Here is a 12,554-nt window from a genome sequence, read left to right on the forward strand (position 1 = left end):
CAAAACCGGAGTTGCCGGGTTTCATAATTAGAATCTCTTTAGGTTATTTTCCAAAAACTTTGGTTCGAAAATAAGGATTACTCCTTACAATTAGACAATAAAATAACATTTTAACACAGTTTTAATGTTTTTATTACCGCCATCCAAAGTTCCACAGGAAAAACAAAAAATAGTAGACTGAGAATCAATAGATATGGATTTCAAGTAAAAAAAAAGTTTGCATAATAAAGATTCAAGCGTATATTTGCATCGTCAAACAAGGAAACGAGGTTGACAAACAATAAAAATTGTCCAATAGTATAAGGGTAGTACAAGTGATTTTGGTTCATTTAGTCTTGGTTCGAATCCAGGTTGGACAACAAAAAAGGAGAGCAAAAGCTCTCCTTTTTTGTTGCTTTAAGTAGCGTTAAAAAATAATTTTCAGAAAAAATCGTTTTTTATTTTGAAAAATATTTTTTTTTCCTACTTTTGCATTCCCAATTGTCCGATAGTATAAGGGTAGTACAAGTGATTTTGGTTCATTTAGTCTTGGTTCGAATCCAGGTCGGACAACAAAAGAGGAAAGCAAATGCTTTCCTCTTTTTGTTTGCTCCTAAAAGGCAAAAACAAAACCATCAGCCCTCCAGTACCTCCCCCTTTCAGTAATATCAAACTATCGCAAACGAATATCTCTTTTTATTTCGAAACATTTACCTAACTTTGCCCTAAGCTTTTGGAACCTACAAGAATGCTGTAGATGCAGAGAGTTTTTAAATGATAGTGCTAATCATTTTCAAAATTATATAAATATTTTACCATGCCTTTGCAATTTAACACGGTTAAATTATTTGCCGGTTCAGGAACACAAGAACTCGCAGAAAAGATTTCTCACTCTTACGGAAAACCCTTGGGAGACAAAACTTTATCGAAGTTCAGCGATGGAGAAATCCAACCCTTCTACAACGAGTCCGTTCGCGGCAGCGACGTTTTCCTGATCCAATCTACTAACCAACCTACCGACAACTTACTCGAACTTTTAATGATGATTGATGCAGCAAAAAGAGCATCTGCACATTACATCACTGTAGTTGTTCCGTATTTTGGCTTTGCACGTCAAGATCGTAAAGACAAGCCACGTGTGGCTATTGGCGCGAAAATGATTGCTAACCTAATTACCGCGGCTGGCGCTCACCGTATTATGACGATGGACCTTCATGCCGCACAGATTCAAGGATTTTTTGATATACCCGTAGATCATTTAGATGGTTCGGTAATCTTTGTACCTTACATTAAGTCATTGAACCTTCCAAACCTAACGATTGCTTCCCCAGATATGGGCGGATCATACCGTGCACGTACGTTTGCGAAATTCTTTAATGCCGAGGTTATTATCTGCGACAAACGTCGTAAACGTGCCAATGAGATTGAGTCTATGTCTATTATCGGCGATGTAACCGGACAGGATGTAGTTTTAATTGACGACATATGCGATACTGCAGGTACCCTATCGAAGGCTGCAGCTTTAATTATGGAAAACGGTGCTAACTCGGTAAGAGCAGTATGTACACATGCTGTACTATCTGGCAAAGCATACGAAACAATTGAGAACTCGGTGTTAACCGAGATGATTGTTACCGACACCATTGTGTTAGACAAAGAAAAGGTAAAAAACGCGACAAAAATTAAAGTACTTTCTACGGCAGATTTATTTGCTAAAGCAATTAAAAGCGTAAACGAACATGCATCAATCGAAGAATTGTTCACCGTAGATTAACCTCATATAAAGAAAAGCTGTCGACAAAAATCGACAGCTTTTTTTTTGCTGTCTCCTCCGCACTGAAAAACCTGTAACCAACCGTAATGCACCTGTTTACATGCTGCGCCTGAGGCTAAAGTTCCCTGACAAAAACATCCCGGTACCATACCTGAGAGCCATGTGCCTGCAGCTCAATCTGCTCTTTAGGGAATATAGACTGATTTTTATCCCAATAGTTTTCTAATATAACCTGATCGACAACGAGCACACCGTTGAGCCATACCCACACTTGCTCGCCAAGCATACGGATTTTAAAGGTATTCCATTCACCCAAAGCATTGTCGGCCACCGTTAGTGGTTTCGACGGATATTTTTTATTATTGTACAACCCTCCAGACCCTACCTCCGCACCCACATTTGTACGCGAAATATCCCATATCTGTACCTGCGGTGTACCGCGCAAATACACCCCAGCATCGGGTTCATTACCCTGTTTATCCAAGCGCCAATCGACCAACATCTCCATGTCGCCATATTGTTTTACGGTAGCAATATTATCACCATGCCCGTGAAAAACCAATTCTCCATTTATAGCAGACCAACTATCCCGCATTTTGCGGTCTGCCTCAAGCTGCTTACGTTGCAGTTCCTCGGGAGACATCTTTGCGCGAGCTATGGGGTTTTCCACCAGCCCCTTCCACCCGTTCAGATCCTGACCATTGAAGAGAGCTATATATCCTGCCTCATGAGGCATTTCAGCAAGATGTCGTACAATAGCCTCGGCAATATAAGAACGCTCTGCCCCGGTGATATTACTTTTGGCCTCTTCCAGCCAGCGCCTTACATCGGCCCCAACAAAAGCTTTATTGTCCATAATCAGGGTCAGCACCGCATCTGTTGCTGCAGCCTTGAGGTCTGGATCGTGCAAGTAGTGCTGCGCGAAGACCAGCGCCTGATAGGTTCCTGCATATTTGAGGCCCCTTAAAACAGCCTGCTTCTGCTCTTTTGTTTGCGCATAGGAAAAAGCATCCCGCAGTGCTAAGGTTTTCTGCTCAGGCGTTAAGGCACTGACGTTTACCTGCTTTACAAAGCCCGAAAAAACAAGGTTAAAAATTTCAGCCTCTTTTTCCTTACGCAGCAATTCCGTCAATGTAGAAAGCGCATTACTATTAGACCAATTTGCTAAAGCCTGTATCGCGTCTTTACGAACCGGCGTTTCAAGACCTACATAATGTTGCACAGCATGCAGCGCCACGTGACTACCCTCAGCCGCAAAGATTGGAAAATAACGTGCTGCAGTCGGTGCCATAGTATGCAATATAGTATCCGCTAAGTGCTGCACCTTATCCTTACGCGCGCTGTTGTACAATAAAGCATTTACCGCAGCCTGCTGTAGAGGCCCAACAAAAGCCACATCTGCAGTTTTTAAGGCTTCAATTGTGGCCTCAAAGTCGCGATCTTGCACCAGCATGGGCCAAGCATGATACGCTGCTGCCTTAACCGGCATACGGCCGGTTTGAGTTAAAGGAAATACCTGCATGGCAGACGCTGTATTGGAGCGCTTAGCCAACACCTCCAACAAAACCAGCTGCGTCTTCTCGTCGGCACCCGCCAAAGCCCTGTTTACGGCCGTTATGGTCTGGCTCCCTGAAGCCGAAACTAACAATTCCTGTATCGCCTTAACCTCTACAGTGCCCGCTGTAGGCAATTGCTTGATTAAGAAATCCGCATTTTCGCCCTTCGATAAAACGGCCAGGGCCTGGTAGGCGGCAACTTTGGAAGCCGGATCTTTTAGGCCGGGTAAACTCTTTTCGATTGCAGGCACAGCAGTGCTGTATCCCCTATTTTTTAATACGTTTAGTAGCGACACCTGTGCAGCAGGGGGAAGTTTTAGCATAGCGCTGCTCCATTTTTGCACAGCAGCAGGTCCCGCAGCCTTATCCAGCAATCCTACAGCCGCCGTACGTAAGGTGGCATTTTCACTTGTCGACAATTGCAGCAGGTTTTTACGCTGCTTTTTAGGTTCCATCTCCACCAAAATCCCCAAAGCTGCAACTTTAACCCCCACAGCGTTAGGTGCTGATGCAGCTTTATAAATTTGTTCCACTAAACGTGTTGCCGTTTTAACATCTTTATTCTGGTATAGTAATCGTGCAAAATCCAATGCCAAAGCAACCGCATTCGTACGCTCAAAAGCATACCCCGCAGCTTTAGCTTTTTCAGCAAATACAACATACGATTTAGCTGTTCCTAACCGGCTAAGCGCCGTAAGTGCCGTAAACTGAAAATCATCCGCATTATACTGCTGTAGTAAGGTTAAAATACGATCTTCTACAGCTGTAGCCTTAAGCTCGCCCAAGGCTGCAACAATAGCGATTGCCTGCTTTTCAGTAACATCTCCAATCAATACATGACGAAGTGCCTCAATAGATTCGGGGCTATGGATGGCAGTTAACACCCGAGCAGCCTTTTCCATCAAATTAGGATTATTAAGGTACCTGGCAACCCGATCGACAGCTTCATTCTTAGCACAAAACTTTAACAGTTCTAACAGATAACCCTTATTATTAACATCGGCTAAGGTATCCAATGCCGCCAGCAACCCAGCAACATAAATTTGGCGCAAGGCGTCTTTCCCAGGCTGCATAACATACAAAGCATACGAGTTTGTCGCATACTCCAGCGCCGCATTATCCCCGCCCTGCGGTTTTAAGGACAACAACAGCTGGGTAAAATCCGCCGTAGAAAAACCCTCCATACTACGCATTGCCTCCATAAAATCCGATTGCCCCCATGCAGGTTGCTGTGCGAGTACAGCATGAATTTTATCCAGTCTGCTGTTCGCATTCTGTATTTGCTGGCCATAGGAAACGCCATGTACGAGCAATACCAGCGCCAGCGTATTAAAAATCTTTTTCATTCTGGTAGGGTTTAAAATGTCCAAGGGCCACGCATCGGTTGATCGATTAATCTATTCGCGGCTTCATCATTCACAAAGGTTTGGTTAGCCGAATCATAGTGTAAGGTGCGGTTTAAGCGCAGTGCGGCAAGCCCCAAATTCACTAGTGTACAGGAGTAATAACCATTTTGTTCATTTAGCGCAAATTTCTCTCGTGTACGTACCGCTTCAACAAAATCGGTAACCTGTGCCGGCGGGTCAGGATAATGCGCCAGCCTACGCTCCAAATCGGGAATATCCGAAACAAAACCCCGGTATAATTTACCTTTAGGGCCTTCGATATAAGCCTTGCCCACCTCCGTGCCATCGCCATCTAAAATAATCTGACAGCCATCGGCATAGGTATAGGTAATTTTGCGCCATGTACCCACGGCATCGAAGTGCTGCTGAGGGGCATCGACTTCAATCTTAACCGGGCTTTCGGCATCTTTACCTAAGAAGTACTGCACCGGATCTAAATAATGCTGCCCCATATCGCCAAGCCCCCCACCGTCATAATCCCAATAACCGCGGAATGTCGTATGCACCCTATGTTCGTTATACGGTTTATAAGGCGCAGGACCTAACCACATCTCATAATCCAACTCTTTAGGAACATGTTGCACGGGAAGGTTTTCCTTGCCTACCCAATAGAATTTCCAGTCAAAGCCGGTATGTTTACTGATCGTAACTTTTAAAGGCCAGCCTAACAAACCTGTGTCTACCACTTTTTTAATTTTCTTTACCGGCACATTCATGCCATAAAAATTATCGTCAAACCGAAACCAGGTGTTTAACCGAAAGATATTACCATGCTGGGCAATGGCTTCTTTAACCTTTTTACCCTCGCCAATGCTGCGTGTCATGGGTTTCTCGCACCATATATCTTTACCCGCACGCGCAGCTTCAATAGCCATTAAACCATGCCAGTGTGGGGGTGTGGCGATATGCACAATATCCACATCAGGATGCTGAATTAAATCTCTAAAATCATGAAAGGCTTTGATGCCCCCACCCAAAGCCTCTTGTGCTAAGGCAATATGCCTGCTATCCACATCGCAAATTGCCACCGTTTTGGTGCCTGCATAGCCAAAATGCCCTCTCCCCATAGCTCCCACCCCTATCACTCCTTTTGTTAAGTGATCGCTAGGTGCGAGATATCCCTTTCCTAAAACAAAACGCGGCACAATGGTAAAAGCTGCGGCACCAATTAAAGATTTCTTCAGAAACTCGCGTCTTGAAGTGTTCGTTTTTTCCATAATCTTTTACTTAGTATTCAGGGTTAATATTTAATAAGGTTATAATCAGTACACCAAATATAACGCTATTACTCCCCTTAAACAACAGGGAAACAACAAATTAAGGGAGTCAAACAAATCTATAAAAGCCTTGTTTACTAATAATTTTTCACTATCTTTGCACCTCAAATTTTAAATAAAAAAACAATGAAATCAATTGCTATTAGCGGTTCTTTAAGAAAGAACGTAGGGAAAAGAGATGCAAAAGAGTTACGTTACCAAGGTTTAGTACCAGCGGTACTTTACGGAGGAAAAGAGCAAACACACTTTTCGGTATCCGCAGCTGATTTGAAACAAGTTCTTTACACTGCTGATGTAGTATTCTTAGAATTAGACATCGATGGTAAAAAAGTAAGAGCTGTCGTTCAAGAAGCACAATTCCACCCGTTGACAGACCTAGTTACACATGTTGACTTTTTAGAGTTATTCGACGACAAAGAAGTATCAATCAACATTCCTGTAAACTTAACAGGTACATCTCCAGGTGTTAGATTAGGGGGTAAATTAGTTCAGAAATTACGTAAATTACGTGTTAAAGCATTGCCTAACAATATGCCTCAAGTAATCAATGTTCCTATGGAATCATTAGAGGTTGGTAAATCTTTCCGTGTACGTCAAGTAGAACTTGAAAATGCAACAGTATTGAATAACAGCGACGATACTATCGTTTCAGTTATTATGTCTCGTGCACTACGTCAAGCAGAGCAAGAAGCAGCTAAAGCCGCTAAAGGTGGTAAAAAATAACTGTTCAAGAAATTAACAGTGGAGGGACCGTCCGAACAGGATGGTCCCTTTGTTTTTTATGCTAAATTGGTTATCCTTGCCGCAGTTATTATACAATATCAAAACCTACCGCTGATAATTCAAATCTAACTCCTATTTTTGCAGCATGAATTTTTTAATTGTAGGATTGGGCAATATTGGCCGTGAGTATGCAGATACACGCCATAATATAGGTTTTATGGTCGCAGATGAATTGGCAAACCAAGCGGGTACTAGTTGGTCTACATTGAAACACGCCTATTATACTGCGTTTAAACTTCGTGGTCATAATGTGGTGGTTATCAAACCTACGACCTATATGAACCTTAGTGGCAAGGCAGTAAACTATTGGATGCAACAAGAAAAGGTACCTATAGAAAATGTAATGGTCATTGTTGATGATTTGGCAATACCTTTTGGCTCCCTGCGGATAAAACCTAAGGGATCGGCTGCCGGACATAACGGACTAAAATCTATTGAAGCTCATTGTGCAGGCCAAAACTATCCACGTCTTCGTTTTGGTATTGGCGACAATTTTGCTAAAGGCAGGCAGGTGGATTATGTGCTGGGCCCCTTCGATAAAGAGGAGCAACGGAACTTACCCGCATTGATTGATCATGCTGTAAAAATGGTACATAGTTTTGTAAGTATTGGCATAGGCTTAACCATGACAAACTTAAACACCAAATAACAGGCCGTCATGGTGTATATACTAAAAGAGGCTGTGCATATCTTAATGATACACACAGCCTCTTTGTTGAGCTAGGAATAAATTCTCTAAGGCCGGGTTATAATTTCGTAACGTTTACCTTTTTGGTCGGTTTTGAAACTCATTTTTTGTTCTTTAATTTTGTCTTTGGTCACACGGGTATACTCATTCTTAGAAACGGCATTTCCATCTATAAAAAATACATCATCGTCGCTATATTTCGAAAACCCTTGTACCGATAGGGTATTGTTATTTTTTGAGTTTATTAAAATCACCCCATTTTTCGCTTCTTCACCGTAAACAGACACCGCAGATTTATCTTTTAGAATAGTAAGATTTTCAATTGTATTAGGATCTACTTTAGGGCTGCCGGTAATCTTTTTTCCATCTAGAATGATGAGCGGTTTTTTAACGTCCAGGGTCTCTCCCTTTACCGTTTCCTTGCCCAGATGTTCAGCAATGTTTGCACCCCGTAACAGAACGGTCAGATTGTTTTTATCCACAACGCCATTTGTTTCAACATATATTTTCCCTTTACCGTCCTTCGAGGACGCATCCTTTACCACATTAATATGTTTTATACGACTAGCATCTAAAGATTGAAGATTAAAATTTATAGGCATTTCCTCCCCATCGACGACCACCACAACACCCGATGTTACGCCTTTAACACCATACCCTTTTACTTTAATCGAATTAACATCTTTTGACAACGTATCTACAGCATAGTTATTGGAATCCGACCTCCAGTAAAGGGCTATCCGTTCAGGAGCCGATTTAACAACTTCCTTTCGGTTATCAGCAACAGCAACTGGCGCAGGAATGCTGGATAAATTAGCTGTGGCATCTAGGGAATCCAATGGTGCCATAGGCTTAAAGCTTGCTGCAGGCAAGAGTGTTGCAATGGGCATATCCTGCACATTCTCCACCACTGCATCGATTTTATCTTTCGCTTTTACTACTGTAAAACTTGCTCCCGCAATAATTAATATGGGCAGTAAACACACGTAAATGCTTAAAGCTACTTTCGAAGAACGTTTTTTATTCATCATAGCAATTCGTTTTTTTAAGATTTTAAAATTAAATTGATTTCCCAAGCCCATAGCAACACCATTTTTACTAACATGGAGTAAAGAGTATTGATACTGCTGTTTATTTATCCCCTTGTTTAAAACCATTTGGTCTGTAAGATATTCCAGGTTTTGACGCACCGCATGCCTTAATAACCATACAAATGGGTTGTACCAACATAAAATCACGATAGTCTCAAACAATAATATATCCAAGGTATGCCAACCTTTCACATGAATATCCTCGTGTTTGAGAATATCATCCATCTCGACCTCCATATGTTGTTCGCTATGCAGGTAAATTTTATTCAGAAATGAAAAAGGAACAATAGGAAACAATACGTTTTGAAACCAGTAATTTTTCCATTGCGCAGGCTTAGAATAGACGTGTATACGCAATAAACTCCCTAACTGAATAAAAAATCTACCTACGAGCACTGTAGCGCCTATTGCCAAAATCATTAAAGAGACATTCGATACCGTAAACCAGGACGACTGTTTAGTCGGGTTTTCAATGGCAATATATTCGGATATAACGGGGAGATTATATACGGTTTGCGTACTAAAAAATGAGCTTATATCAATAAATGGATATACAAAGGCATAAATAGCCCCAATACATAGATAGGCACGATTTATAGCATAGAAAGTCAGGCTTTTCAGTAATAAATAATACCCGATAAAAATAATACTGAGCACTAAGTTTACTTGAATTATATAGGTCAAAACAGATGCCATATGTTTAGGATTTATTATGTTTTATCATATTCATTATTTCCTCCAGTTCGGCTTCCGATAGCTTTTCCTCTTTGACAAAAAAACTTACCATTTCTTTGTAGGAATTTTTAAAGTAATCGCCAACAAAAGAGTTCATAAACTTCGCTTTATACTCTTCTTCAGTAACCCGCGGAATGTAGCGATTGGCATTGGCCACCTTGACCGCAGCAACAAAACCTTTACGCTCCAAATTCTTTATTGTAGATGCTAAGGTGGTGTAAGGTACCTGCTCGCCTTTTAGGTTATCGAGAATATCTTTAATAAATCCACCCTGTAATTGCCATACCGACTGCATAGCCTCTTCCTCTTGTAATGTCAACTTTTCCATATACTTAGCTTATAAAACTTTACAAGTCTACGAATTTTTCGTAATAAAAAATATTTTTTTAGCTTTTTTTTAAAAAAAGGAAACAGAAAATCCAAGGCAGCAAAAGGAACTAACATAAATGGCATGGCAGGTATTGCAGCAAAAAAAAGCACACGTGAAGTCCACATGTGCTTTATGTTTTGTAGGATCCAAGACCAAAAATTTACGGCGCCGTATTTTTTAATGTATCCGTCGGGGTTGCTGTTGCAGGATCAAAAGCCTCAACACCCTCACCTTCCTCATAAGGCGTATTCAGGTTTTTAATTTCCTCATCACTATACTGGTAGTACTGTTGGAATTTTTTATTTTTTGTATCGAATACAATGGCATACTTCATATCATCATACTTCACAAGGATACCATCCACGTTAGAACGTTGCAATGTAGGTTCCTCCTTATAAATCTTCGTTCCTTTTTTAAAGCTTTGGATTAAAGGTAAGCCATCAAAATTCTGCGTAAACAACAAATTGCCATTCGCATCCATAATAACCAAAGAAGATGTTTTAAAATCAAAATACTCCGCGACAATAGCGATATTATCCCCTATACTATCCGTACTGTTTACAAAGTTTCCAAAACAGTAAATATTCTTTGCTCTTTCGGGTATACGCGTTAAAAAATAATAGCCCTTATCACCATGGTTATTTTCATTTAGATAATGTATGATTGCTTGCTGATAATTTTCGTCCAGTTTCTGATATTCATCAATAGGCAACCACTTGGCTTTATCGGCTGCCGAAGAATCGGCCGTCGCAGTGTAATCCTTCTCCTGGACGAAGTACCAGGAGCCCCCACCAATAAGTAAAGCCGCACAAATACCAATGGCCCACCATAGGCCTTTTTTAGACTGTTTTGGTTGGGGTTGTTGGGGTTCAGTAGCCCCTACAGCGCCTGGTGGTACATCCTGCTCGGGATGGGAATTAGGCGTCGTAGGTTGTTCATTTGCATCATCATGCTGTGTGTTGTGAATAGAATATCTTTCCATAAATTATAAATTACTAATTGCAAAGATCATACAAAATCGCTATTTTTTATTGCTATTTTAAGAATTGCCAAAATTAAGGATAAAACTAAATTATGACTAATAAATGTCATTTAATTCTATTTAGCAATGGCGTAATTGTCATTCATTTTTATATTTTTGTGAATACACATACAAATTTGATTATGTCTGAAACAGCATCTATTACTTTAAACGGCAAGACACTTGAGCTACCTGTAATCACAGGTACAGAGAATGAAAAAGCTATCGATATTTCAAAACTTAGAGATCAGTCTGGATATATTACCTTAGACATCGGTTACAAAAATACGGGAGCTACCCAAAGTGCAATTACCTTTTTAGATGGTGAAAACGGTGTGTTAAAACACCGTGGTTATAAAATTGAAGACCTCGCAGAGAAGTCTACTTTTTTAGAAGTAGCTTATTTGTTGATCTATGGACACCTTCCTTCTAAAGAAGTTTTAGAAAAATTCCGTGCCGATATAAAAGCGCAAATGCTGGTACACGAGGATATGAAAATATTCTTCGCTGGTTTTCCATCGAAATCTCACCCTATGGGGCAGTTATCATGCCTTGTAGGTGCTTTATCGGCGTTCTACCCGGAGTCATTAAACCCGAATCAAACGGAAGAAGAAGAAAATAAAACCATTATCAATTTATTAGGCAAAATGCCTACGATTGTTTCTTGGATTCAGAAAAAATCCCTTGGACATCCGGTAGTATACCCGAAAAAAGATTTAGGATACATCGACAACTTCATGAACATGATTTTTGGCGAGGTTAACTCCGATAAAACTTTTGATCCGGTTATTATTGATGCCATGCATAAGTTGCTGATTTTGCACGCCGACCACGAACAAAACTGTTCTACATCGACCGTGCGTATCGTCGGTTCATCTAATGCTAATTTATATGCTTCTGTATCTGCTGGAATCAATGCCCTATGGGGGCCTTTACATGGCGGAGCAAACCAGGCGGTTATTGAGATGTTAGAAGATATTAAAAACGATGGTGGTGATGTAGAGAAGTATTTAGCGAAAGCAAAAGATAAAAATGATCCTTTCCGTTTAATGGGCTTTGGCCACCGGGTGTACAAAAATTTTGATCCACGCGCTAAAATCATCAAAAAAGCATGCGATGATATTTTAGAAAAATTAGGCGTTCAAGATCCGGTATTGGATATAGCAAAAAAATTAGAGGAAGCTGCGCTTAGCGATCAGTACTTTATCGACAGAAAATTATATCCAAACGTGGATTTCTACTCGGGTATTATATACCGTGCTTTAGGCTTTAATTCGGATATGTTTACCGTGTTATTTGCTTTGGGTCGTTTACCAGGATGGATTGCGCAATGGAAAGAAATGCGTGATAAAAAAGAACCTATCGGTCGTCCGAGACAAGTTTACAATGGCGAAATCGACCGTGTGTATACAGATATCAGCACACGCTAATACAGCTAATACAATAAAAAAAAGCAGCTCCAATACAGAGCTGCTTTTTTTTATCCCTCCTCCATTAAATCATCAATATCACGACGGTCTTTTTTCGTTGGCCTACCTGTCCCTCTATCGCGTTTCAATACCGGAGCATGGAATACCGATTTATAACCGTAAGTCTCTTCCACCGGTGTATGGTCTTCATAGTTTAAAGCCGCAGTTTTAGCATCTCCCCTACGCTCCAATAACCCCGTTACCAAAACGACCTTCTTTTCTATACCCTTCTGTATGGTAAAGGTTTCACCAATCTTTACAACATAAGAGGGTTTTACATTCTGCCCATTAAGCTTTACTCTTCCGGCCTTACAGGCTTCGGTTGCCAAACTCCGCGTTTTAAAAATACGGATTGCCCATAAATATTTATCGATACGTAATTTTTCATTTTCATTTGCCATAAAC

At 40.8% G+C, this 12,554-nt stretch carries 10 protein-coding genes; 4 read left to right on the forward strand and 6 right to left on the reverse strand.

The window, feature by feature from the left end:
- Window positions 1-796: 796 nt before the first annotated feature.
- A complete protein-coding gene (locus ACL9RF_RS07655; RefSeq protein WP_422800031.1) occupies window positions 797-1,753 on the forward strand; it encodes a ribose-phosphate pyrophosphokinase in 957 nt (318 codons plus the stop codon).
- Window positions 1,754-1,868: 115 nt separating this feature from the next.
- On the opposite strand, the gene ACL9RF_RS07660 is transcribed toward ACL9RF_RS07655, so the two are convergent.
- Together ACL9RF_RS07660 and ACL9RF_RS07665 are read right to left on the reverse strand one after the other, a co-directional pair.
- A complete protein-coding gene (locus tag ACL9RF_RS07660; RefSeq protein WP_422800032.1) occupies window positions 1,869-4,655 on the reverse strand; it encodes a family 16 glycoside hydrolase in 2,787 nt (928 codons plus the stop codon).
- 11 nt (window positions 4,656-4,666) lie between these two features.
- Entirely contained in the window at window positions 4,667-5,932 is a 1,266-nt protein-coding gene (locus tag ACL9RF_RS07665; protein ID WP_422800033.1) for a Gfo/Idh/MocA family oxidoreductase, read from the reverse strand.
- Between the two features lie 186 nt (window positions 5,933-6,118).
- Here ACL9RF_RS07665 and ACL9RF_RS07670 point away from each other — a divergent pair, with 186 nt between their 5' ends.
- The gene (locus ACL9RF_RS07670) at window positions 6,119-6,715 is read left to right on the forward strand and encodes a 50S ribosomal protein L25/general stress protein Ctc (protein ID WP_422800034.1); all 597 of its coding nucleotides are present in this window, start codon (window positions 6,119-6,121) and stop codon (window positions 6,713-6,715) included.
- A gap of 145 nt (window positions 6,716-6,860) precedes the next feature.
- Complete coding sequence (pth, locus tag ACL9RF_RS07675) at window positions 6,861-7,424, forward strand: aminoacyl-tRNA hydrolase (RefSeq protein ID WP_422800035.1); 564 nt, start codon at window positions 6,861-6,863, stop codon at window positions 7,422-7,424.
- Window positions 7,425-7,510: 86 nt separating this feature from the next.
- Here pth and ACL9RF_RS07680 read toward each other — a convergent pair whose 3' ends face one another.
- The 3 genes from ACL9RF_RS07680 to ACL9RF_RS07690 all read right to left on the reverse strand — a co-directional run bounded on the left by ACL9RF_RS07680 (window position 7,511) and on the right by ACL9RF_RS07690 (window position 10,641).
- Window positions 7,511-9,250, reverse strand: coding sequence for a M56 family metallopeptidase (locus tag ACL9RF_RS07680; protein WP_422800036.1), 1,740 nt, complete (start codon window positions 9,248-9,250; stop codon window positions 7,511-7,513).
- Window positions 9,251-9,254: 4 nt separating this feature from the next.
- Entirely contained in the window at window positions 9,255-9,617 is a 363-nt protein-coding gene (locus ACL9RF_RS07685) for a BlaI/MecI/CopY family transcriptional regulator (protein WP_422800037.1), read from the reverse strand.
- A 202-nt stretch (window positions 9,618-9,819) separates the two neighbouring features.
- Window positions 9,820-10,641, reverse strand: coding sequence for a hypothetical protein (locus tag ACL9RF_RS07690; protein WP_422800038.1), 822 nt, complete (start codon window positions 10,639-10,641; stop codon window positions 9,820-9,822).
- Window positions 10,642-10,823: 182 nt separating this feature from the next.
- Here ACL9RF_RS07690 and ACL9RF_RS07695 point away from each other — a divergent pair, with 182 nt between their 5' ends.
- Window positions 10,824-12,110: a citrate synthase gene (locus ACL9RF_RS07695; protein WP_422800039.1), complete on the forward strand. Its 1,287-nt coding sequence runs from the start codon at window positions 10,824-10,826 to the stop codon at window positions 12,108-12,110.
- 50 nt (window positions 12,111-12,160) lie between these two features.
- Here ACL9RF_RS07695 and ACL9RF_RS07700 read toward each other — a convergent pair whose 3' ends face one another.
- Window positions 12,161-12,550, reverse strand: a complete 390-nt coding sequence (locus ACL9RF_RS07700; protein WP_422800407.1) for an RNA-binding S4 domain-containing protein — start codon at window positions 12,548-12,550, stop codon at window positions 12,161-12,163.
- Between the last annotated feature and the right edge of the window lie 4 nt (window positions 12,551-12,554).

The organism is Sphingobacterium sp. Mn56C (assembly GCF_049319645.1).
Lineage (GTDB): Bacteria > Bacteroidota > Bacteroidia > Sphingobacteriales > Sphingobacteriaceae > Sphingobacterium.

Bases quoted from the DNA above. Each gene is read 5' to 3' on its own strand.
- ACL9RF_RS07655 (WP_422800031.1), top strand. From the start codon at position 797: ATGCCTTTGCAATTTAACACGGTTAAATTATTTGCCGGTTCAGGAACA.
- ACL9RF_RS07660 (WP_422800032.1), bottom strand. From the start codon at position 4,655: ATGAAAAAGATTTTTAATACGCTGGCGCTGGTATTGCTCGTACATGGC.
- ACL9RF_RS07665 (WP_422800033.1), bottom strand. From the start codon at position 5,932: ATGGAAAAAACGAACACTTCAAGACGCGAGTTTCTGAAGAAATCTTTA.
- ACL9RF_RS07670 (WP_422800034.1), top strand. From the start codon at position 6,119: ATGAAATCAATTGCTATTAGCGGTTCTTTAAGAAAGAACGTAGGGAAA.
- pth (WP_422800035.1), top strand. From the start codon at position 6,861: ATGAATTTTTTAATTGTAGGATTGGGCAATATTGGCCGTGAGTATGCA.
- ACL9RF_RS07680 (WP_422800036.1), bottom strand. From the start codon at position 9,250: ATGGCATCTGTTTTGACCTATATAATTCAAGTAAACTTAGTGCTCAGT.
- ACL9RF_RS07685 (WP_422800037.1), bottom strand. From the start codon at position 9,617: ATGGAAAAGTTGACATTACAAGAGGAAGAGGCTATGCAGTCGGTATGG.
- ACL9RF_RS07690 (WP_422800038.1), bottom strand. From the start codon at position 10,641: ATGGAAAGATATTCTATTCACAACACACAGCATGATGATGCAAATGAA.
- ACL9RF_RS07695 (WP_422800039.1), top strand. From the start codon at position 10,824: ATGTCTGAAACAGCATCTATTACTTTAAACGGCAAGACACTTGAGCTA.
- ACL9RF_RS07700 (WP_422800407.1), bottom strand. From the start codon at position 12,550: ATGGCAAATGAAAATGAAAAATTACGTATCGATAAATATTTATGGGCA.